Here is a 22,954-nt window from a genome sequence, read left to right as displayed (position 1 = left end):
GGTTGACTGGACGCCCTTTAATCAGAGGAACAGGTGGTATAGAAAGTTAATCTCTATCAGTTTTTCAGATGGTGTTTTGTGCCGGATATCGATCAGTTGAAAACGTTCGTGGCAGCCGTCGAATGCGGTTCCTTTTCAGCGGCCGCGCGGAAATTGGGTAAGGCGCAGTCAGCGATCAGCACCACGATATCGAACCTGGAAATCGACCTAGATGTGATCCTCTTTGATCGCAGTGCATACCGGCCTGTCCCGACCGAGCAAGCGAAAGCTCTCTTGAAACATGCCAGAACGGTCCTTGAGAGTGAGGCTGCGTTTCGCGCACAGGCCGAAGCATTCAGCGGCTCCGTTGAACCCAGTTTCGCACTGATTGTTGAGGAAGGGCTGCTTGTCGAACGGGTTTGCAAGCTGTTCGTCGATCTGTCCGAGACGTTCTCGGGGCTTGAGCTGACTATCGAACAAACGTCGAAGAAAGCCGCATTGAAGGCGTTGAAGACCGGCGAGGCGGGCGCCGCGTTTGTGGTGCAGGCCGAGGCCTCGGATCCGCACTATCACTGCCGAGGAATTGGGTTTCAAAGGTGTGTGCCTGTTTGCAATTCGACACATCCATTGGCAAATCAGGCTTCACTCAGCCGGATGGATTTGACGCACCATCGTCAAATCGTTGGGCCGAATGACCGTCATTTCAGTCCGAACATCTGGATCTCCGCCAATTCTGCGGCAAGGAAAACACTGGTCCTGAACGGCATGGGATGGGCAGAGTTGCCGGTGGATACCGTTCAAAGTGAGGTGCTGGGGGGTGAGCTTGCGGTGCTGAACTACGAATTTGCGCAAAACTCGATCCTTTATCCTGTCGATTTTCTAACCAGCAATGCGTCCGTCGAAGGTCTGGTGATGAGATGGATGGTCGAGCAGATCAGCGCATGGGATCAGCGGGCGTGGATTGGTGATCGCCGGGTGGGTGCAAGGTAGCCTACTGACGCTGGGCATCTGTTTCGAATGTGACGTCAGGACGCGAACGGAGTCAGGGTACGTCAGGATTTTTGTGCCGGGCGCTGCGTATGACATATACAAGCGCGCCGGCGAACAATGCGGCCATCGCGTACCAGGTCAATGCATAGTACAGGTGCGAGTTGCTAAAGCGGATCACCGTCAGGCCGCCACGCGGCCAGGCTCCTGGAGCGCCTTGATGGTCTGCATCCACGAAAAAGGGCAGGGTGCTGCCGAGGTTCCGGGCACGCGACATCTCGCGGGTGTCTCGTGACACCCAGCGATCAATCGCCGGATCATTGCTCTCGAGCAGCGTTCCGCCTTCGACAGTCGGACGCAGCAATCCGATCACGGGGGGTGCTGGTGTGGCCCAATGTTCTGATGTGCTGAAATCTGGCGGCACATAGCCCCGGTTGACCCAGAGAATGCCCTGATCCGTGTGCAGGGGCATCATGACCCAATAGCCGGGTCCGATTTCCGTGACGGTTTTGACCAGAACAACCGAGGCTTGTTGATACTCAGCTTCCACCGACACGCGCAAATAGGCATGCTCCTCCGCGTCAAAGCTGTCTGGCAGACCAACCGGGTCCTGAAACGCTCGTGCATCAACGGCGGCAATCAGATCCTGCTTCCATGCCAGCCGCCTGATCTGCCAATTGCCCAACAGAAGAAACACGACAATCATCATCACCGACAGCGCCAGCAACAGGGCCGTAACCCATCCGGGCCGCCGGACGGTGGGTTGATCGCTCATGGCAGGTTGCGAACCCGCTCAATCTGTTCGTGGGCGGGCATCATGTTGGCATCCAGGTTGAACATGACCCAGATCGATCCGGCCAGCACAATGACCAGCAGCAGAACGGTCAGACCAAGCGACATTGCCTGCCAGCCTTCTTCGGCCTTCAGCGTTACGTGCAGGAAATAGTGGATGTGAACCAACATTTGCGCCGCACCCATCGTGAAGATGATCGCAACAGCCCAACCCGCACTGTCCATCACGTCACCCAGAACGATCCAGAATGGGATCAGCGTGAGTACGACGGAAAGCAGGAAGCCGATGACATAGGATTTGAAGGTGCCGCCGGCCCCTTTCGCATGATCGCTCATAGCAGGACCCCCGTCAGGTAGACCAAGGAAAAGACACCGATCCAGATCAGATCGAGGAAGTGCCAGAAGAGGGACAGGCACATGACCCTTCGCCTGTTCTCGGGTGTCAGACCGTGCAGCCCGAGCTGCGAGAGAAGGACGATCAACCAGATGCTGCCGCCCAGAACGTGCAAACCGTGCGTGCCGACCAGAATAAAGAACGACGACAGGAACGCACTGGCCATCGGTGTCGCGCCGATGTGCCAGAGGTGGGTGAATTCCAGAAGTTCCAGGTAAAGGAACCCGGCTCCGAACAGGCCGGTGACGATCAGCCAGAGCACCGTACCGCGCAGGTCATCCATCTCCATCCGCAGAACAGCGAACCCGTAGGTGATCGAAGAAAAAAGCAGCGCAAAGGTCGCCACCAAAATCATCTCGATATCGAACAGGTCGACGGGGGCTGGACCGGCCGCATAGTTGCGACCGAGAACGGCGTAGGTTGCGAAGAGGATGCCAAAGATCAGGCAGTCGCTCATCAGGTAGATCCAGAACCCCAGCATGGTTCCGTTCTCGTGATGCTCTTCGTGATCGTCCCCGTGGTGCGGGTCTTCGATGACGAAGAACTCTTTTGGCTGATCCGTACTTGTATCCGTCATTATTCCGCAGCCCCCGCCAGCAGTTGCGTCCGCTGATCCTCGATATCCTTCACTTCATCAGCCGGGACGTAATAGTCGCGGTCGTAGTTGAACGTATGGCCGATACCATAGACCAGCGTCGCGGCGAAACTGACAGCAGCCAGCCACCAGATGTGCCAGATCAGAGCAAAGCCCATAACGGTCATGAACCCGGCCATCACAACGCCCGTCGCTGTATATCGTGGCATGTGGATCGGTACGAAGCCCTCAGTGGGGCGCACGAACCCTTCGCGTTTCATCTGGGTGAATGCATCCAGTTCATGGACTCGCGGCGTGAAGGCGAAGTTGTAGTAAGGCGGCGGCGAAGAGGTTGACCATTCCAGTGTGCGCCCGTTCCATGGATCGCCGGTCACATCGCGCAAGGCATCGCGATTACGGATCGAGACGTAAATCTGCACCAGGAATGCCGCGATACCTGCAGCGACGAACAATGCGCCGACCAGAGCGATAACGAAGTAGACGGAGTAGAAGGTAGTCTCAAACTGGCTGATACGACGGGTAACGCCCATCAGACCCAAAACATAAAGTGGCATAAAGGCCAGATAGAACCCGATCAGCCAACACCAGAAACTGACATTGCCCCAGAACGGCTCCAGCTTGAAGCCGAACGCCTTGGGCCACCAGTAGATGATACCTGCAAAGATACCGAACACCACGCCGCCGATGATCACATTGTGGAAATGTGCGATCAGGAACAGCGAGTTGTGCAGCACGTAGTCCGCCGGCGGCACCGCCAGCAGAACGCCGGTCATTCCGCCGATCACGAAGGTCAGCATGAAGCCCATGACCCACAGCATCGGAGTCTCGAACCGGATGCGGCCTTTGTACATGGTGAACAGCCAGTTGAAGATCTTGGCCCCGGTTGGGATTGAGATGATCATCGTCGTGATACCAAAGAAGGCGTTTACGTTGGCACCGGCCCCCATGGTGAAGAAATGGTGCAGCCAGACGATATAGCTGAGCACCATGATAACGCAGGTCGCGTAAACCATCGAGGTATAGCCAAACAGCCGCTTGCCAGTGAAAGTCGGCACGATTTCCGAGAAGATGCCAAAGATCGGCAGGATCAGAATGTAAACTTCGGGGTGACCCCAAATCCAGATGAGGTTCACATACATCATCGGATTGCCGCCCAGATCATTGGTGAAGAAATGGGTGCCCAGATAGCGGTCCGCTGTCAGCAGTGCCAATGTGGCCGCCAATACAGGGAAAGTCACAACAATCAGGATGTTGGTGCATAGGGTTGTCCAGACGAACACCGGCATTTTCATCAGCGTCATGCCTGGCGCGCGCATCTTGATAATTGTCACCACAAGGTTGATGCCCGACAGAGTCGTCCCGATTCCGGCAATGTTCAGCGACCAGAGGTAATAGTCCATGCCGACGCTCGGACTGTATTCAAGACCCGAGAAGGGCGCGTAAGCCAGCCAGCCCGCAGTCGAGAATTCGCCCACAAACAGCGACAGCATAATCAGCACCGCGCCCGAGATGGTCAGCCACAGGCTGAGGTTGTTGAGGAACGGAAACGCCACATCCCGCGCGCCGATCTGCAGCGGCATGACGTAGTTCATGAAACCGGTGACAAAAGGCATCGCCACGAAAAAGATCATGATCACACCGTGGGCAGTAAAAATCTGATCATAGTGGTGTGCGTTCAGATAGCCTTCGCCCCCGCTGGCCGCGATGGCCTGATGCCCCCGCATCAGCAGCGCGTCTGCAAAACCCCGCAGCAGCATAATCAGACCCAGAACCATGTACATGATCCCGATCTTCTTATGGTCGATACTGGTGAACCATTCCTTCCAGAGATAGCCCCAAAGGCGATAGTAGGTCAGCGCCCCGACAACGGCCAGGCCGCCAAGCACAACAACGATGAACGTGACCAGCACGATCGGTTCATAGAAGGGAAACACACCCCAAGACAGTTTGCCCCAGAATGGATCAACACCCGAAACATGGGCGATACCGTCAGCGGCTTCGTGAGATAGCGACATAGCGTTATCTTTCCAGTTCTTATTCGTTTCAGGTCAGTTCGCGGGCGCCGGAGGAACCAGCGTCATCGCAGTGATAATTTCGTCTTCATGGATACGCATTTCGGGACGGATCATCGCCATCAGCGCTCCGGGGTCATCGGCCGAGCAGATTCCACGGAACATCTCGCGGTTCCAAAGCCCCTCTAGGCCGCCACCGCCCAATGCATCGACCATCATCATGTCGTTGAGGCAAAGCGAGTCGTCCTCAATACACAGGTTGACGATCTTGTCCCAAAGTCCGGTTTCAACTGAGTTGTAGTAAGTCACGGGGTGGGAAATGCTGGGTTGGTTCAGGCTGGCAAGCGTCTCACGATCCAATTCCGAGCCCTGCGCGCGTACTTGTTCCACCCACGCATCAAAGTCCGCCTGATCCTTGCCGTGGAACTTGAAACGCATCTGCGAGAACCCTTCGCCGCTGTAATTTGCGGAGAAACCGTTATAGATACCGGGTTCGTTGATCACGGCGTTCAGCTCGGTCTGCATGCCGGACATGGCATAAATCTGCCCAGCCAGAGCGGGCACGAAAAACGAGTTCATCACGGTGGTCGAGGTGATTTCGAACTTGATCGGCCGATCCACGATTGCCACAACTTCGTTGACGGTGGCGATGCCCTCTTCCGGGTAGATGAACAGCCATTTCCAATCCATTGCCGAGACCTGAATCACCATGGGATCGACATTGGGATCGATCTCTTGCCCATCAGAAACACGTCGCAACGGCTCGAACGGGTCCAGTCTGTGAGTGGCGACATATGTCAGGCCCGCAAGGCAGATGATAATCGCCAGAGGAACAGACCAGATGATAATCTCAAGGCTGGTGGAATGGTCCCAGTCAGGTTCGTAAGTCGCATCCTTGTTTGACTCGCGATATTTCCAGGCAAAGAACACGGTCAGTGCCATAACCGGAATAATCACGATCAGCATCAGGACTGTCGAATACAAAATCAGGTCTGCCTGTTGGGCGGCGACATCGCCGGACGGATCGAGGACAACCATGTCGCACCCTGCCAGTGCGATTAGCGGCAACAATGCTGCCGCAGAAAATGCGCGCTTCATTTTTTTGCGTCTCTTGGATCGGTTCTGGACTGAAGAGTTGCTAAGCTGGCGAGACATTTCATGGGCCTCTGCTTGCGTGGCCCCTTGTGCTGTTTTCTGTCTCGTGGTGCAATGCGACAAATGATGACCCACAGAATTACCTTTGGCTCGAAGCTCCGGGAACGTTGGGTAACCCGAACAATCGAGACAGGAGTATATCATGACCAGCGTTGATAACACACCGCGTTACACAGCCACGATTGACGAAGTGATCACAACCGTCGTTATGGCGCGAGTTACTGATTTTTTTGGATTTTTCGTCTACGCTATTGCATCTGCCCTGGTTTTCCCCAAGTTGTTTTTTCCGATGCTTGATCCGTTGTCAGGAACTTTGGCGTCGTTTGGCATCTTCTCACTGGCGTTTTTGGCGCGACCTGTCGCCAGTCTTGCCGGGCGAACTTTGCAGTACAAAATCGGCCGCGTTGGCAAGGTCACGCTGGCACTATTTCTGTTGGGAACGTCGACCGTGGCGATCGGATTATTGCCCGGCTACGAAAAAATCGGATGGCTGGCACCGGTGTTTTTGGCGGTTCTGCGCATCCTGCAGGGTCTGGGACTGGGTGGGGCCTGGGACGGATTGACGCTGCAGCTGCAAAACGCAGCGCCCGAGCATCGCAAGGGTATTTATGCGATGGTTCCTCAATTGGGCGGCCCAATCGGATTCGTCGTCGCCGCGTCGATCTTTTTCGTACTCAAGGGCTTTCTGACGGACGAAGAGTTCCTCAAGTGGGGTTGGCGCTTTGCGTTCTTTGCCGTTATGGCGGTCAATGTCGTGTCTCTCTACGCCCGGGTACGTTTGCTTAATTCCGATCTGGGCGTGGACCCGGAGGTCACCAAATCCGCGCCCCTCAAAGAACTGGTTCAAAATGAGGGTCGAACGATCCTCCTTTGCGCGTTCTTGCCGCTGGCGAGCTATGCACTGTTCCACATGGTCACCGTCTTCCCGCTTGCGTTTGCGGCCATTTACGAAAGATACGAAATCCCCGAAGTTCTGACCGTACAGCTTATTGGCGGAACTTTGGCCATCCTGACAGTTATCGCGTCGGGCGTGCTGGCTGATCGTTACAATCGCCGGACTGTTATTCGGATCAGCTCAATCCTGATCGTTATTCTGAGCCTGATGATCGGAACACTGGCCCATTACCCCTACGCCTTCATTATCTCAGGGTTCATGGTGCTGGGCCTTGCATATGGACAGGCAAGCGCAATCGTTCCCAAGCGCTTTCCGGCGCAGTATCGCTATTCTGGCTCAGCGATGGCGACGAATCTGTCGTGGATTTTTGGAGCCGCCTTTGCACCGCTCGTCGGTATTGGGCTTACCGCTGCGTTTGGTCTTTGGGCGGCGGGTCTGTATTTGCTTTCCGGTGCCGTAGTCACGTTTGCAGCCTTGCACCTGCTGAACAAAGACGACACGCCGAAATTCGAGAATTAACGAAACCATCAGGGATTAAGGGTCAAAAAAACGGGCCAGGTTCGTTCGGATGTCTCATGACCGGACCCGGCGGCACCCAACCTCAGATGTATCGTGTGAAACGAGCGCGGCAAACAACTGCCGCGCTCGTATAGGTTCTAGAAGTGGACCGAGCGGCTCGTGCCGGGAACTTCCATCGGCGGTGCGAACTTGGTCAGGTCAATGCCTTCCACGGCCACCTTGTACTCTTCCATCGTAGGCGTACGACCCAGGATCGCCGACAGGACCACAACCGGGGTTGAGCCCAGCAGGGATTCACCCTTCTTCGTCGCGCTGTCAGCAACAACCCGGCCTTGGAACAGGCGGGTAGACGTGGCCAGAACAGTATCGCCTTTGGCGGCTTTTTCCTGGTTACCCATGCAGAGGTTACAACCCGGACGTTCAAGATAGAGGATGTTCTCGTACTCGGTCCGAGCGTTTTGCTTGGGGAAGAGGTCATCGAACTCAAATCCCGAGTACTTCTGCAGAATGGCCCAGTCGCCTTCTTCTTTGAGCTCATCAACGATATTGTATGTCGGCGCGGCGACGACAAGCGGGGCCTTGAACTCGACCTTGCCATATTCCTCTTCGAGGTTGCGCAACATCTGGGCCACGATCTTGATGTCGCCTTTGTGCACCATGCACGAGCCGACAAAGCCCAGGTCCACTTTCTTCTCGGCACCGTAGTAAGAGATCGGGCGGATCGTGTCATGAGTGTACCGCTTGGAGACATCGGCGTTGTTGACGTCCGGGTCGGCAATCATGGGTTCGACGATCTGGTCCAGATCCACGACAACTTCGGCGAAGTATTCGGCGTTATCATCAGGACGCAGAGCCGGTTTTTCACCCGAGCGAATTTCGGCAATACGCTTGTCGGCAATGTCGATCAGGCCTTTCAGCATCTGAACTTCGTTATCCATTCCTTTGTCGATCATGATCTGGATGCGCGATTTGGCGATTTCCAGCGATTCAATCAAAGTGTCGTCGTTGGAGATACAGATCGAGGCCTTGGCCTTCATCTCGGCCGTCCAGTCGGTGAAGGTAAAGGCCTGGTCCGCCAGCAGCGTGCCGATATGCACTTCGATGATCCGGCCCTGGAACACGTTGTCGCCGTGCTGCGCCAGCATCTGTGCTTGCGTCGCGTGCACCACGTCACGGAAATCCATGTGCGGTGCCATTTCGCCCTTGAAGGTCACTTTGACGGATTCCGGGATTGGCATTGTCGCCTCACCCGTGGCCAGTGCCAGCGCAACCGTGCCCGAGTCCGCGCCAAAGGCCACGCCCTTGGACATACGTGTGTGGCTGTCGCCGCCGATGATGATAGCCCAGTCGTCCACGGTGATGTCATTAAGCACCTTGTGAATGACGTCCGTCATCGAGTGATACACGCCTTTGGGATCACGCGCGGTGATCAGGCCGAACTTGTGCATGAACGCCATAAGGCGGGGAGTATTGGCCTGCGCCTTGAGATCCCAGACCGAAGCGGTGTGACAGCCGGACTGATACGCGCCATCGACGCTGGGCGACAGAACGGTAGCTGCCATGGCCTCAAGCTCTTGGCTGGTCATCAGACCGGTGGTGTCCTGCGACCCCACGATGTTCACCTTGACCCGAGCGTCGGAACCCGCATGCAGAGTTTTGCCCGGAGTCGAGCCGCGCGCATTGGCGTTGAAAATCTTTTCGACAGCCGTCAGGCCCTGATCTTCATGGCTGATTTCTTTCGATGGGGCGAAGGCCGATTTGAGTTCGACGCCCAGTGTTTCACACGCGAATGTCTGCAGCTTCTTACCAAAGACGATGGCGTAGGAACCACCGGCCTTCATAAATTCCATCTTCTGCGGCGTGAAAGAGCCTGCCATGTCGACCAGTTCTTCACTGCCGTCGGCGCTGTAGAGTTTTTTCTCTTTCGTGTTGATGGTCAGCACGGTGCCGGTTTCGACCGAATAGCGCTGTTCGAGGATCGGGTTGCCATCGTTGTTGAGGATCGGGTTGCCGTCCTCGTCCACTTTCTTGATCCAGTTTTTCAGGTCAACACCGATCCCGCCCGTAACGCCTACTGTGGTTAGGAAAATCGGCGAAATGCCGTTTGTGCCGGCGACAACAGGTGCAAAATTGACGAACGGTACATAGGGACTTGCTTGCTTACCGGTCCAAAGCGCCACGTTGTTGACACCCGACATCCGCGACGAGCCAACACCCATGGTGCCTTTTTCTGCGATCAACATCACTCGCTTGTCGGGGTGCTGTATCTTGAGCGCTTCGATCTCTTTCTGCGCCGCCTCAGAGATCATGCACTTACCGTGCAGTTCACGATCCGAACGCGAGTGCGCCTGATTGCCCGGCGACAGAAGGTCAGTTGAGATATCGCCTTCGGCCGCGATATAGGTGACGACCTTGATTTCTTCGTCCAGATCAGGAAGCTTGGTGAAAAACTCGGCGTTGGAATAGCTTTCAAGGATTTCGGCGGCGACTTTGTTGCCCGCATTGTAAGCTTTTTTCAGGCGCTCGGTATCGGCCTCATACAGAAATACCTGGGTTTTCAGGACTTCACCTGCCTGAACCGCAGTATCCTGATCTTCCCCCAATGCGACATCCAGCAGCACTTCTACCGATGGGCCGCCCTTCATATGCGAAAGCAGTTCGAACGCAAAGGTTGGAGTGATTTCTTCAACGACGACGTCACCGACAATGATGGCCTTCAGGAACTGGGCCTTTTCACCAGCAGCGCTGGTTGTGCCGGGCAGTGTGTTGTAAATGAGGTAGTGCAGCGAATCCGCACGATGCGGATGATCAGCATCCTTGATTTGTTCGATGATTTCCTTGACTAGCGCACCATCATCGATGGGTTTGGGGCTAAGGCCTTGTTCTTTGCGCGTTTCAATTTCATCCAAGTAATCTGAATACTGGCTCATGGCTGTTTCCGCTTTGTCTGAGTCTTCTGATGTAGGCAAGCGTCGGGCATCAGGCTCGATCGCGATTTGTATACACCGGTATACATTCTTGAAAGCGGATTCAAGACGCCACACATCGAAATTTCCCGATTTCACGGGTTATGCGCCATTCACCTCCGTCTTGCATGCCATGTGGATACAGTCTGGGCGACCCTTAGTCACAGCCCCCCAGAAGCAGGCCGTGGATCTGGTTAGGGGAGTGGTTGGCACACATCGGTCCAACAAACGTCTTGGGCAAGGGCGCTTTAGTATGACCCGAATAGGTCGGCGTTTGTTCGTTAGCTTACCCGGAAACACTGCCTGTTTCAGCTAACCATTGATGTCACGAGCCGCGCCAAGCTGAACTGCCGCCAAATCGCGGGACTGAAATGGCGCATTTTAGTCCCGCGTCGAAAGCCAAACAAAACGCGGTGGCCCGCAATCAATGTCAGTAGAGCAGCGAATATGAAGTGGGAGACGTCGCCAGAATTGCCAACGCGATCACAAGCCACACCAGCACGCAAATCCAGTATGTACCCGGGTTTTCCGCGCGTGTGACCCTTTCCCACAAGTAGGTGGTGCCGAATACCAGATCCCTGATGGCCCACAACAGCAAGCCGAGCCCGATGAAAAACCAAATGTCCATTATGTCCTCAATTGGTGAGTCGTTCGATGATAATTTGTCATAAATGATAAGGCGCTAAGTTGACATAGCCTGATAAGATTAAACTCTGGCCGGTACACGTACGAAAAATTTTCGATGGCCTCATTGAAACACGCTGCCTCAGTATTTACTGTCATAAATGACAATCAAGACTCTTGCCGGATGAACACTGTTTGGCACCATGTTTCCAACGGCAAGATGCCATCCACTCTGAGGAGCAGCACATGAAACTCTGTCTAATCAAAGCATCGGCCGAAAGTGATTTCAAAGCCTATAAATCCGTTAGGGGCGGTCCGCCCCAGAGCATTTTCTCGGCAGCGGCGGCCACGCCGGATTGGGTGGACGTTCAGCTATTCGATGAAGTACTCAAAAATTGCGACCCACGGCGTATCCATGCCGATGTCGCGGTTATCTTTTTCTCGACCCCGGATGCAAATCGCGGGTACGAGATTGCCCGGGTCTTGGGGGCCAAGGGCGTCCAGGTGGCCATCGGAGGATTGCACGCGACGTTTTTGCCGGAAGAGGCCAAGGACTATGCCGACGCAGTGATAACCGGAGAGTGCGAAAACATTTGGCAAGAGTTTCTGGCGGACGCTGATCGGGGACAGCTTAAACCGAGGTATACCGGCACGCCTGCAGATTTGAGTAAACTCAACCCGTATCCGACACACCTGATCAAAGCCAAGGATTACGGCTGGGAGTGGTCGGTGCTGGTAAGCAGGGGGTGCAAACATCATTGCAGTTTCTGCCTGATCCCCGGGATGTTGGGAAAAACCCGGTACCGTCCGATTCCTGACATCGTGGCCGAGCTTGAAGCGATGGAAACGGACTGGGTCGAACTGCACGCCGACCACCTGACCGAAGACCGCGACTATGCGCTTGAACTGTTCCGGGCCATTGAACCCTTGGGCATCAATTGGGTTGGCGAGACGACGATCCGCATCGCAGACGATGAGGAATTGCTGGACGCAGCAGCCCGGTCAGGTTGCAAGTACCTGTTGATCGGGATCGAAACTGTCGACAAGGCGGCGTTGAAACGGGCCGGCAAGGGCTTCATCAAACCTGAGAACCTGAAAGATCAGATTGCACGTATCCACGAGAGAGGGATCATCGTCGACAGTGCTGCAATCCTTGGGTTCGATGAGCACAGCCCAGATATTTTTGCAAGGACGGCCGACCTCTACCATGAGATCGGGGTAGACAGCACCGCTGCAGCCATAGCTATTCCGTTCCCCGGTTCCCGGATGTTCAAGCAACTTGAGGCCGAGGGACGGCTGTTGTCGGACAATTGGAGTGATTACGACGGGTCGCACGCAGTGTTCCAGCCGAAACAGATGACCCCTGAGCAATTGGAACGCGGTGCGGATGAGTTCAACCGCAAGTTCTTTTCCGTTGGGCGCTGCATGTCCCGAACCATGCGCCAGATTGGTCATTTCGGGCTTTCGACCGCGATGCGGATCCAGTCCTGAAGCGGCCCTGCGCTTGCATTGAACATTCCAAGTAAAAAGGGAGCGGCGCGCATTTTCCCAAATCACTCGCCGCTCCTGTATATTTCTGCCGTCAGCCGATGACCTTGTGCCCGCGGCCCAACATGCAGTTGACCAAGACCTGACGACGGGCTTCCTCGTCTTCATAGTACCCTTCCGCTGCGCCCAGAACGCCCCCGATGGCCGCGCCGGTGAAACCGCCCTCGGTCGCGTGTCCCGCCGAACTGGTCAGGTTGCCGATCAGAGCACCAGAAACTGCTCCCGCGCCGATACTTCCCGCTTGCTTGCCTGGGTTGAAATTCGCAGCCAGTGCCCGGCACTCGGTTTCATCCTGGGCAAAGTTCGCATTACGGCTGCCGTCGACGGCGAGCGGCTTGTTGAATGAATAACCGCCGCATGCCGACAGGCCCAACATGCAAACCAAAGCCATTTTTTTCATTTTCGGGTCTCCGTTTTCCTTCGGGTGCCGGATCTAGGCACCCAACGTCTAATCGCGTCGCGAGAACAGGGAGGTATGAGGTCAAGCTTTTATTGTCAATGAAGACAATTTAGGTGACGTTAAGTCAACCGATCGGAATTCGAGATGGTATTTCACTCAGAGTTCTTCGCGCTTGAACGAAGAAAAACTCAGGTATCCGAAGATCGGGAGATCGAATCTTCTGAAAGGAAAGGCGTTTCTTCAAGATCCGTGGCCCAAGGCCAAGTGGCAAGAGCACAGACGTGCTCTTGCCGTTACATGATCCGGCTTTAGCGGAACGCAATTTGGTCCGCCGCGTGGTTCTTGAGGATTTCAGGTGGTGCAAAGCGGTCGCCATACAACTTGGCCAGTTCGTCACAGCGGGAAACAAAACTGTCCAGGCCGTATGTGTTGACGAACTGGATGTAACCGCCGGTGTGTACAGGGGCACCGATACCCAGGATTGAGCCCACGTTGCCGTCTGCGACCGAGCGAAGAACGCCCTCTTCAAGACAGCGCAGAGTTTCCAGAATGGCGCGGAACATGATGCGGTCCTGAATGTCCTGATCGGGCAGGTCAGACCCTTCCTTGCGCCAGGCAGCCAGACCGGACCAGATGGCCTTTCCATCGGCGGTGTACTCATAAAAGCCTTTGCCCGTTGCCCGGCCAAGGCGGTCATGCTCGGTGATCAGATCGTGTACCAACTTGCGGGCTTCGGGTGTCGCCTCATCCGCAGGGTCCTGCAGTCCCATCTGCACCTGAGTGTTGTATATGTCATCGACGAGTTTCAGTTGCACTTCATCCAATAATGACAGCATCCCCGTCGGCATCCCCGTCAAACGTGACAGGTTGTCGACGCGCAGCGGGTCCTGACCTTCAGCCACGAGTTGCGCGGCTTCCAGCATCTTTGTTCCTATTGTGCGAGAGGTGTAAAACCCGGTTTTGTCGCCAACGATGATTGGCGTCTTCTTGATCTGACGGGCGAAGTCAAAAGCCCGCGCCAGGGTCTCGTCCGAGGTTTCATCGCCTGCGATGATCTCCAGCAGAGGCATCTTGTCGACCGGCGAGAAGAAGTGCAGGCCGACAAAGTTTGCGGGCTTTGCAGACTTCTCCGCCAGTCGGGTAATAGGCAGGGTCGAGGTGTTCGAGCCCCAAAAACCGCCTTCCGCCAGCAATTCCTCGTGCTCAGACAGAACCGCGTTCTTGACGTCGATCTTTTCAAAGACCGCCTCGATAATCAGGTCGCAGCCTTTGATGTCTTCGGCTTTGTTGGTTGGGGTGATCAATGCCAGTACGGCGTCGCGTTGCTCGGTCGTCATGCGGCCCTTTTCGACACGCTTGGTTAACAGCTTTTCGGTGTAGGCTTTACCGCGTTCCGCAGCCGTCAGCGTCGTGTCCTTGAGAACAACCGGAATACCCGCCATAGCTGCAGAATAGGTGATGCCCTGACCCATCATGCCAGCGCCCAGAATACCCAAGCGTTGGACTTTCGAGCGCGGGATATCTTTGGGGCGAGATGCACCACCATTAACCTTGTTCATGCCAAAGAACAGCGTTTCGATCATGTTTTTAGTGGGTGCCAATGGCGTCAGAGACGCAAAGCGGCGGCTCTCATAGCGCTGCGCAGTGTCAAAATCGATGCGTCCTGCGGCCTCGGTCATGATGTCCAGAATGCGTGTAGGCGCGGGCATCAGCCCCTTGGTCTTTTTGAACAGCATCGCCGTTGCGCCCGCGATGCGCGGCGCGTTTTTGGGCGAATTCGAAGGCCCGCCGGGGATCTTGTAGCCTTTCGTGTCCCAGGGCTGCACCGCGGCGGTTTCGTTCCCCTGAACTGACAAAATGTATTCCCGCGCGCGTTCCAACAGTTGGTCAGGGGCCACCACCTCGTGGACCAGTCCGGTGGCCAATGCCTTGGAGGGTGAGACCTGACGGCCTTCCAGAAGGAAGGGCATAGCGGCCTCAAGACCCAACAGCCAAGTCAGGCGCACTGTGCCGCCGCCTCCGGGCAACAGGCCCAGTGTCACCTCGGGCAGACCAATCTTTGTTTTGGGGTTTTCAGAAGCGATGCGGTAATTGCAGGCCAGACAGATTTCATACCCCCCGCCAAGCGCCGCGCCGTTTATGGCGGCGACAATGGGAACCGGCAACTTCTCCAGTCGCCGCATGACAGCTTTGGTGCCCTCGACACTTTCAAACAGGGCCTCGACACCGTCAGGCGTGATGGATTTCAGCATGTTCAGGTCGCCGCCGGCAAAGAATGTCTCTTTCGCTGACGTCCAGATGACCCCTTTTAGATCCTCTTCGGCCTCGATCCTGTCTACGGCTTCAAGGAACTGGGGCAAAAAGGCGTCGTTCATCGCATTCACCGGACCGTCCATGTCCATGGTGACGGACACGATTCCATTAGCGTCTTTTTCATATGCAAATGCCATAGGTCTGGTCCTTCCTTACACGCGCTCGATCAGCGTCGAGATGCCCATGCCGCCGCCGATACACAGCGACAGCATGGCGCGCTTTGCGTTGCGTCGTTCCAGTTCGTCCAGCATGGTCGAAACCAGCATCGCGCCGGTCGCACCCAGCGGGTGCCCCATGGCGATTGAGCCGCCGTTCACATTGGTGATCTCGTGGTCGATGCCCAGATCCTTCATGTAGCGCATAGCGACTGAGGCGAAGGCTTCGTTGATTTCCCAGAGGTCGACGTCGTTCACGGTCAGGCCGGCCTTCTCCAGGCATTTCTTGGCGGCCGGTCCGGGACCGGCCAGCATGATGACAGGATCGGTCGAGACCATCGTCGCTTGTACGATGCGCCCGCGAGGTGTCAGGCCCAGATCCTTGCCCGCCTGTTCCGATCCGATCAGAACGGCGGCGGATCCGTCCACGATCCCCGAAGAGTTGCCGGGCGTGTGCACGTGGTTAATGCGCGCCACCTCCAGGTATTTCGACAAGGCCATGTCGTCAAAGCCATAGCTGCCCATAGCTGCGAAGGACGGGTTCAACGCGCCCAGCTTTTGCATGTCGGTGTCGGGCTTGATGAAGTCGTCGCGTTTCAGAATGGTCAGGCCACCTTCGTCGCGGACCGGCACCACGGACTTGTCGAACCAGCCGCTGTCGCGGGCGTGAGCAGCGCGACGCTGGCTTTCCATTGCGAAGGCGTCCACATCTTCGCGGGTGTATCCGTCGATCGTGGCGATCAGATCGGCGCCGATGCCCTGCGGCACCGCTCGTTGATCCATGATCATGTCAGGGTCCAGATACATGGCACCGCCGGATGATCCCATCGGCACCCGGCTCATGGACTCGACGCCCCCTGCGACCATCAGATCCTCTTGCCCGGCGACGATCTTGGCAGCGGCGGTGTTGACCGCCTCAAGCCCCGATCCGCAGAACCGATCCAATTGTACGCCGGACACTGCCTCATCCCAATGCGCCGCCTGCACAGCGCCTTTCGCGATATCACTGCCCTGATCGCCAACCGGGGAAACACATCCCAACACCACATCGCCTACGCGTGCGGTATCCAGATCGTGGCGGCTTTGCATCTCGCGCAAAAGCCCGGCCGCCAGTTGAACAGGTTTGACTTCGTGCAGCGTTCCGTTGGCCTTTCCCCGAGAGCGCGGGGTACGGATGGCATCGTAGATATAGGCGGCGTTCGCCATTTGGATCCTCCAAAGTCGGTTTGAGGCGCAGGGTGACAGGGCGGCTGATGCGCAACAATGATCTGGTGAAACAAAAAAATAGACATTATCTGACACTCATGGCGGTTCTCATCCCGGCGGTCTTTGCCGTCAATCTTCTGCAGGGCGTGACACGGCGCGGAGGCGATCCCGCGTCCATGCTTCGGCACGCCGGGTTGGAGAGCGCCACCCGCCCAATGTCTCATCCGGACTTCGTCAAACTGGTTCGAACAGTGACCCTGACGTTGGACGATGAACTGGGCGGTTTACAGGAGCGACCCCAACGGATTGGAAGCACCGCCATACTAGCCGCCCATGCCAGCCATGCCGAAACCTTGGGGGACGCATATCGCCGAACGGTTCAGTTCATGGATGTTGCAGACAATTCCTTTCGCTACCGGTTCAGAGAAGAGGGCGAGAGCGTCATATTCGAAATGGAGCGGATCCCCGGGCGTGTAGTGCTCAACGAACTTGCGGTTGAGATGATCATGGTGCTGGTCAATCGTATGCTCAGCTGGCTGGCCGGAAACAAAGGGGCCGTTAACAGGGCCTGGTTCGATTATCCCAGCCCGGCCCATGCGCCGATCTATCGGGCGATGTTCATGCAGGCACCGATCCGGTTCGAGCAGTCCAGCAGTGGTCTGGCAATCCCGCTTAGCCTGATGAAATTGCCGCTTGTACGCACGGAAGAGCAGGCCATGGCCTATGCCCGTCGCACTCCGCTGGACGCCTTTCTGCCGATGGATGGAACCACCGGCCTCGCGCTTGAGGCTGCTCTGACCATCGACACTGTCCTGACGCGGGAAGGGCGGCTCGCGGATATGGACGAAGTCGGTCGCAGCCTGAACATGCCCAGCCACAGGTTGCGACGCAGCCTGAAGCGGGAGGGAGTTGATTACTCGGACTTGCGCAAACAAGTTCGGCGGGATCTGGCCGTGCGTTTGCTGACCACAACCGATCTGTCCATCGAGGATATTGCGGCCCGGTCCGGGTTCAGCGAGGCCAGTTCCTTCATTCGCGCATTCAGAGGGTGGACCGGTCTGACACCCCGCGCGTACCGTGCTTCGGATCTGTAAGGCCTGACGCTATTGGCCCGTCAGGCCCATCTGGCGCACGGCCAGATCGCGCATGATCTCTTCAGAGCCACCGCCAATCGCCATGATTTTGATCTCGCGCCAAACCCGCTCAACGGGGTTGCCCAGCATATAAGCCGCACCGCCAAAAACCTGCATCGCCTCAGAGGCGACAAACTCCAGCGACTTGGTGGCTTGCACCTTGGCCTTGGCAAGCTCTGCCACTGGCATCAAACCCTGTTCGATCGCCCAGCAGATCCGTTCGATGTAAGCCTCGTTCATATCTATCCGCGCGGACATTTCCGCAAATTTGTGGCCGATAACCTGGTGCTCAATCAGCCGTTTTCCAAAGGTCTCGCGTTCGCGCGCCCACTCAAGCGCGCTGTCGTAACACAGTTTCATCATGCCCAGAGAGGCAGAGGTCAGCCCCAGCCGTTCAAAATTGAAATTGTTCATGATCGCGATAAAGCCTTTGTTTTCAGGCCCAAGCAGCGCGCTCGCATCAAGTTCGCACTCGTCAAAATGCAATGTCGCCTGCTGCGAACTATGCCAGCCCATTTTGCCGCCCAGCGGAGTTCGGCTGAACCCGGGCGCGTCGTAAGGAACCAGAAACAGCGAGATCCCGGTCAGCCCGGGGCCGCCAGTGCGGGCTCCGATCACAAACCATTCGGCATCCATTCCTCCGGTGATATAGGTTTTTTCACCGTTCAGAATCCACTTCCCGCCCTTGAACTCGGCTCGGGTCTTGATGTTGGCAACATCCGACCCCGCTCCGGGCTCGGTGATGCCCAAGGTCGACATCATCCGCCCAGCAATGATTTCAGGCAGAACCGTTTTCTTGAATTCCTCAGAGGCAAATTTTGCGATCGGGCTGATTGAGATTGTGCGCCCACCAACGGCTGCGCCGATCCCGGACGCGCCACATCCGAATAGAATTTCGCTGTAATCATGGCGCATGAACGCGTTGTCAAAGCCAAGGCCGCCGTATTCTTCATCGATTCCAAAACCAAAGACTCCGAGCTCGGCGATTGCGGCATGCAACTCCCATGGAACCCCGCGATCAGCTTCCCATTGTTCGATGTGTGGCTTGATTTCGGAATCGACAAAGCGCCCGAAGTCGCGCCTAAAAGTTTCCCGTTCCGGGGTCATGAAAGGGGAGGGCATTGACATTCGACTTCCTCAATCTCGGCGTTTTCGTGGGGAAGAACCTGAAGCTGGCTTTCCATCATGCGGGCAAAGCGATCCATCATCTGCGTGAGGTATTCGGGCGAAGAAACGAATTTCTCGTGCAATAGCAGGCCGCGTAAGAAGTTTCGGGTGATGCTCCAAAGCAGTTCGGTGTCTTCGCGGTCACCTGTAACGCTGACATAGCGGCCGGAGATCAGGCTCAGGTTGGATTTGTCCCATTCCCGCAAGCTCTGTTCGAGCAGCTCAAATAATTCCGCATCGGTTCGGCACGCGACAAGGATCTCTACGATGGCGCGCCCACCCGAGGAGTTTACGATGCTGGTCCATGAGGACATGATCAGTTCATAGACCCGAGGTGTCGTGGTATCTTGCCATATCGGGTTCTGCGCGTTGCCCAGAAGGCGCATCGCGGTCGCGGCGACCAATGCCTGCTTGGTGGGGAAATGATGCGTGATGGCCCCGCGTGAGATGTTTGCCTTAGCCTGAACCTTAGCGAACGTTGTCTCTGCATAGCCAAGCTGATCCAAACAAGCGACCGCGGCGTTGCAGATTCTGGCCTGCATGTCCCGTGATCGCCGGTCTTGTACCGATGGCTTTTTTGTTGCTGTGTCCGTCATGTTCCGTGGCGTCGTAGTGGCAGATCACTGTTGACCGATGTGATCGGCAAATCATAAAAACAGAACAGTCGGTCTGTAAAGTACGGATAGCCGACAGGGAGGAGAGACGTAGCGTGATGCAATCTCTGCGGATCGGAGGAGCAAGCGGGTTTTGGGGGGACGCCCCTCATGCCACAAAGCAATTGTTGCGGGACCCGGGGTTGGATGTTCTGGTCTATGACTACCTGGCGGAAATAACCATGTCGATCATGGCGCGCGCGCGTCTGAAAGATCCTCAAACGGGCTATGCGGTGGACTTCGTTTCGGAAGTCATGGCGCGGAACCTGCCTTTGATTGCTGAGCAAGGCGTAAAAGTCCTGTCGAATGCGGGTGGGGTCAATCCAACAGCGTGCGCCGAAGCCTTGCGGGCAAAAATCGCAGAACTCGGTCTGGACCTGAAGGTGGCGGTTGTTGAAGGCGACGATTTGTTGCCGCGCGTGGCCGAGTTCGCCGACCGAACCGAGATGTTTTCCGGTGCGCCGATGCCTGCAGCAGAAAAAATTGTGTCCGTAAATGCCTATATCGGCACCGGTCCTATTGTAGCCGCGCTGCAGGCAGGGGCCGACATTGTCATCACTGGACGGTGCGTCGACAGCGCGCTGACATTGGCCGCCTGCATGCATCACTTCGGGTGGGAGCATGCTGACTATGATCTGCTAGCGGCTGGGTCGTTGGCGGGCCATTTGTTGGAATGCGGCCCTCAGGCGACCGGTGGTAATTTCACGGACTGGGAGCTGGCGGGCGACATTGCTCGGATCGGGTATCCGATTGCCGAAATCAACGCAGATGGCTCAATGGTCTTAACCAAACCTGAAGGCACGACTGGCTGCGTGTCACCTGCGTCGGTCTGCGAGCAAATGCTGTACGAGATCGGCGATCCGCAGGCTTATGTATTGCCGGATGTAATCTGCGATTTTTCACAGGCCGCAATAGAACAAGCCGCACCAGACTGCGTGCACGTAGCGGGCGCTAAAGGTCGTGCACCAACCGGGCAACTTAAGGTGTCAGCCACATGGGCGGACGGGTATCGTGCAGGTATGACGTTTCTGATGAATGGGCGTGATGCCCGACAAAAGGCAGAAGTCTTTGCCCAAGCAGCACTGGATCGCGCCCGCAATGTCCTGCGCCAAACGGGGGCTCCGGACTATCGCGACGTCTCCTTTGAGGCGTTCGGGGGACGACCTGGCGACAGTGATTATGAAGAGATATCCTTTAAGGCAGCCGTAAAGCACGACGACGCCCGCGCGGTTGGATTGTTCCTGCGCGAAATGACCGGAGCCGCATTGGCTGCGCCACCGGGGCTTCACATCTTCACAGGGGGAGGGCGCCCAAAGCCTTCGCCGGTAGTTGCCCTGTTTTCATTTTTGGTGCCAAACGACACGCTCACCTATAGATTAACGGTGGGAGGGGAAGAGGTTGCTTACGATCCTCCAAATGTGACCCCGCAGGAAACAGTGGGTGCCCAGCGTGACGTTCCCGACCCGACCGTTGAAGATGCGGCCGACTGGGTGCCCCGCCCCCTCGAGGATTTAGCTTGGGCGCGATCCGGTGACAAAGGTGACAAGGCGAATGTCGGTGTTATTGCGCGGCACGCGACCTACATGCCCTTTATCTGGTCAGCGTTGACGAATGACAAAGTGGCCGACGTTTTCTCTGATTACTTGTCTGGGGGCGTTGAGCGGTTCTACCTGCCCGGTACGCACTCCATGAACATCATTCTGCACAACGTTCTGGGCGGAGGCGGCATCGCCTCTCTGCGCAATGACGCACAAGGCAAAAGCTTTGCCCAGATCCTTTTGGCCACGCCAATCAGAATCCCGGCGCGGCTTATCGCAAATTTCGAGCAAGGAGATATCTGATGGGTTTCGTCAGTCAGGTCGTCCGCGATTCTGAAACCTATGCCAAGAACCGGGCCGATATGCTGGCGCTCATCGATGAGATGCGCGCACTTGAGGCCAGACCCGCAGCACTCTCCGAGCAACGTCGCGAACGGATGGAAGCCCGTGGACAAATCACGCCGCGAGATCGCCTTGCGCATCTTCTGGACCCGGGCATGCCGTTTTTGCAACTGCACGGATTAGCGGGTTTTTGCGTTGATACCGACGATCCTCAGAAGTCAGTTCCGGGCGCGTCGCTAATCATCGGGATTGGTTTTGTCTCGGGCGTACGCTGCATGATCATCGTCGATGACGCGGGGATCAAGGCCGGCGCATTGGTAGAGATGTCCGGCGCGGCATTCTTGAGTGCGCAGGACATGGCTTTGAAACAGAACCTGCCATTCGTGCATCTGGTCGAAAGCGCTGGCGCAAATCTGATGGAGTACAAGGTCGAATTCTGGGCCAATGGCGGCAAACTGTTCCGCAATCTGGCCCGACACTCGGCGGCCGGCCTGCCCAATGTCGCTGTGTTGCACGGGCCTTCGACGGCAGGTGGGGCGTATATGCCGGGGCTCGCCGATTACGTGGTGGGTGTTAAGCAAAACGGGATGGCGGCCCTGGCCGGTGCTGCTCTGGTCCATGCGGCCACGGGCGAAAAGGCCAATGATCGCGATCTTGGCGGGTCCGAGATGCACGCGACAACATCCGGACTGGTCGAGTATCTTGCCGAGGACGATGCGCATGGCATTGAAATGGCACGGGGTGTGATGGCGCGGCTGGATTGGAACAAATCCCTGCCCAACCGCCGCAGCAAAGAGGTGCAACCGCCGAAATTCGATCCCGAAGAGATCGCGGGTGTCGTTCCGATTGACTACCGAATTCCCTACGATGTTCGGGAAGTTGTGGCCCGTATTGTGGATGGTTCGGATTTCGAAGATTTCAAGCCGGGATACGGCCCGGCTACCGTTTGCTTACAAGCGGCGATCAACGGGATCGCCGTGGGCATCCTTGGAAACAACGGTCCTCTGGATCCGGCTGGTGCCAACAAGGCGTCCCAATTTATCCAGCTTTGTGGTCAGGCAGACACTCCGCTGATCTTTTTAAACAATATCACCGGATTCATGGTCGGGACCCAATATGAACAGGGCGGCATGATCAAGCACGGTGCCAAGATGATTCAGGCCGTGACCTCGGTCGATGTGCCCAAGATCACGCTCTATATCGGCGCCAGTTTCGGGGCGGGCAACTATGGGATGTGCGGCTATGCCTATGACCCGGATTTCCTGTTTGCATGGCCGAACGCCGCGACCGGTGTGATGGGCGGCGAGCAGGCGGCGGGAACGATGGAAATGGTTGCCCGAGCCGGTTTCCAGCGTAAAGGGATTGAGCCTGACGAGGGTAAGTTGGCAGCGCAAAAGGCCGCAATCACAGCGCATTTTAACAAGCAAGAAAGCGCGTTCTATACCTCGGGCCGGTGCATCGACCACGGCGTCATCGATCCGCGTGATACGCGGCGTGTGCTGGGCTTCTGTCTGGAAACCTGCCTTGAAGGGCGGGCGCGGTCAGTCAAACCCAGCTCGTACGGCGTCCACAGGTTCTGAT

At 56.5% G+C, this 22,954-nt stretch carries 18 protein-coding genes; 6 read left to right on the top strand and 12 right to left on the bottom strand.

Annotation, left to right across the window (positions count from 1 at the left end; all coding sequences use genetic code 11):
• Positions 1-78 precede the first annotated feature (78 nt).
• Complete coding sequence (locus tag MHN28_RS19460) at positions 79-969, top strand: LysR family transcriptional regulator (RefSeq protein ID WP_239344237.1); 891 nt, start codon at positions 79-81, stop codon at positions 967-969.
• Between the two features lie 52 nt (positions 970-1,021).
• Here the strand turns inward: MHN28_RS19460 and MHN28_RS19455 are convergent, their stop codons facing one another.
• The 5 genes from MHN28_RS19455 to cyoA are packed head-to-tail and all read right to left on the bottom strand — an operon-like array spanning position 1,022 to position 5,857.
• Positions 1,022-1,741, bottom strand: a complete 720-nt coding sequence (locus MHN28_RS19455; RefSeq protein ID WP_239344236.1) for an SURF1 family protein — start codon at positions 1,739-1,741, stop codon at positions 1,022-1,024.
• Complete coding sequence (gene cyoD / locus MHN28_RS19450) at positions 1,738-2,094, bottom strand: cytochrome o ubiquinol oxidase subunit IV (RefSeq protein ID WP_239344235.1); 357 nt, start codon at positions 2,092-2,094, stop codon at positions 1,738-1,740. Before cyoD ends, MHN28_RS19455 begins: the two co-directional genes overlap by 4 nt.
• The gene (gene cyoC / locus MHN28_RS19445) at positions 2,091-2,729 is read right to left on the bottom strand and encodes a cytochrome o ubiquinol oxidase subunit III (protein WP_239344234.1); all 639 of its coding nucleotides are present in this window, start codon (positions 2,727-2,729) and stop codon (positions 2,091-2,093) included. The genes cyoD and cyoC overlap by 4 nt, the downstream gene beginning before the upstream one ends.
• On the bottom strand, positions 2,729-4,762 hold the full coding sequence (gene cyoB / locus MHN28_RS19440; RefSeq protein WP_239344233.1) for a cytochrome o ubiquinol oxidase subunit I: 2,034 nt from the start codon (positions 4,760-4,762) through the stop codon (positions 2,729-2,731). Before cyoB ends, cyoC begins: the two co-directional genes overlap by 1 nt.
• A 33-nt stretch (positions 4,763-4,795) precedes the next feature.
• Positions 4,796-5,857 carry a ubiquinol oxidase subunit II gene (cyoA, locus tag MHN28_RS19435; RefSeq protein ID WP_239344232.1) on the bottom strand — a complete coding sequence of 354 codons (1,062 nt, stop codon included), beginning with the start codon at positions 5,855-5,857 and terminating at the stop codon, positions 4,796-4,798.
• Between the two features lie 199 nt (positions 5,858-6,056).
• Here cyoA and MHN28_RS19430 point away from each other — a divergent pair, with 199 nt between their 5' ends.
• Positions 6,057-7,328 (top strand): MFS transporter, encoded by a 1,272-nt coding sequence (locus MHN28_RS19430; protein ID WP_239344231.1) that lies wholly within the window; start codon positions 6,057-6,059, stop codon positions 7,326-7,328.
• A 137-nt stretch (positions 7,329-7,465) separates the two neighbouring features.
• On the opposite strand, the gene MHN28_RS19425 is transcribed toward MHN28_RS19430, so the two are convergent.
• Together MHN28_RS19425 and MHN28_RS19420 are read right to left on the bottom strand one after the other, a co-directional pair.
• Positions 7,466-10,258 carry a bifunctional aconitate hydratase 2/2-methylisocitrate dehydratase gene (locus MHN28_RS19425; protein WP_239344230.1) on the bottom strand — a complete coding sequence of 931 codons (2,793 nt, stop codon included), beginning with the start codon at positions 10,256-10,258 and terminating at the stop codon, positions 7,466-7,468.
• A 466-nt stretch (positions 10,259-10,724) separates the two neighbouring features.
• On the bottom strand, positions 10,725-10,922 hold the full coding sequence (locus MHN28_RS19420; RefSeq protein WP_239344229.1) for a hypothetical protein: 198 nt from the start codon (positions 10,920-10,922) through the stop codon (positions 10,725-10,727).
• A gap of 242 nt (positions 10,923-11,164) precedes the next feature.
• Between MHN28_RS19420 and MHN28_RS19415 the strand changes: the two genes are divergently transcribed.
• The gene (locus MHN28_RS19415) at positions 11,165-12,409 is read left to right on the top strand and encodes a radical SAM protein (RefSeq protein WP_239344228.1); all 1,245 of its coding nucleotides are present in this window, start codon (positions 11,165-11,167) and stop codon (positions 12,407-12,409) included.
• A gap of 91 nt (positions 12,410-12,500) precedes the next feature.
• Here MHN28_RS19415 and MHN28_RS19410 read toward each other — a convergent pair whose 3' ends face one another.
• From MHN28_RS19410 to MHN28_RS19400, 3 genes are all read right to left on the bottom strand, one after another.
• On the bottom strand, positions 12,501-12,866 hold the full coding sequence (locus MHN28_RS19410; protein ID WP_239344227.1) for a glycine zipper domain-containing protein: 366 nt from the start codon (positions 12,864-12,866) through the stop codon (positions 12,501-12,503).
• A gap of 308 nt (positions 12,867-13,174) precedes the next feature.
• A complete protein-coding gene (locus MHN28_RS19405) occupies positions 13,175-15,316 on the bottom strand; it encodes a 3-hydroxyacyl-CoA dehydrogenase NAD-binding domain-containing protein (protein WP_239344226.1) in 2,142 nt (713 codons plus the stop codon).
• A gap of 15 nt (positions 15,317-15,331) precedes the next feature.
• Positions 15,332-16,540, bottom strand: coding sequence for an acetyl-CoA C-acetyltransferase (locus tag MHN28_RS19400; protein WP_239344225.1), 1,209 nt, complete (start codon positions 16,538-16,540; stop codon positions 15,332-15,334).
• A gap of 98 nt (positions 16,541-16,638) precedes the next feature.
• Here MHN28_RS19400 and MHN28_RS19395 point away from each other — a divergent pair, with 98 nt between their 5' ends.
• On the top strand, positions 16,639-17,634 hold the full coding sequence (locus tag MHN28_RS19395) for an AraC family transcriptional regulator (RefSeq protein WP_239344224.1): 996 nt from the start codon (positions 16,639-16,641) through the stop codon (positions 17,632-17,634).
• Positions 17,635-17,643: 9 nt separating this feature from the next.
• Here MHN28_RS19395 and MHN28_RS19390 read toward each other — a convergent pair whose 3' ends face one another.
• Complete coding sequence (locus tag MHN28_RS19390; RefSeq protein ID WP_239344223.1) at positions 17,644-18,801, bottom strand: acyl-CoA dehydrogenase family protein; 1,158 nt, start codon at positions 18,799-18,801, stop codon at positions 17,644-17,646.
• Complete coding sequence (locus MHN28_RS19385) at positions 18,777-19,382, bottom strand: TetR/AcrR family transcriptional regulator (RefSeq protein WP_239344222.1); 606 nt, start codon at positions 19,380-19,382, stop codon at positions 18,777-18,779. The genes MHN28_RS19390 and MHN28_RS19385 overlap by 25 nt, the downstream gene beginning before the upstream one ends.
• A 170-nt stretch (positions 19,383-19,552) precedes the next feature.
• Here MHN28_RS19385 and MHN28_RS19380 point away from each other — a divergent pair, with 170 nt between their 5' ends.
• Both MHN28_RS19380 and MHN28_RS19375 read left to right on the top strand, forming a co-directional pair.
• Positions 19,553-21,334 carry an acyclic terpene utilization AtuA family protein gene (locus tag MHN28_RS19380; RefSeq protein ID WP_239344262.1) on the top strand — a complete coding sequence of 594 codons (1,782 nt, stop codon included), beginning with the start codon at positions 19,553-19,555 and terminating at the stop codon, positions 21,332-21,334.
• Entirely contained in the window at positions 21,334-22,953 is a 1,620-nt protein-coding gene (locus MHN28_RS19375) for an acyl-CoA carboxylase subunit beta (RefSeq protein WP_239344221.1), read from the top strand. Before MHN28_RS19380 ends, MHN28_RS19375 begins: the two co-directional genes overlap by 1 nt.
• Position 22,954 lies beyond the last annotated feature (1 nt).

This window comes from Ruegeria sp. Ofav3-42 (assembly GCF_022347725.1).
Taxonomy (GTDB): Bacteria; Pseudomonadota; Alphaproteobacteria; order Rhodobacterales; family Rhodobacteraceae; genus Ruegeria.
Note: the sequence above shows the minus strand (reverse complement) of the source record. Positions and strands in the feature narration are given on the sequence as shown.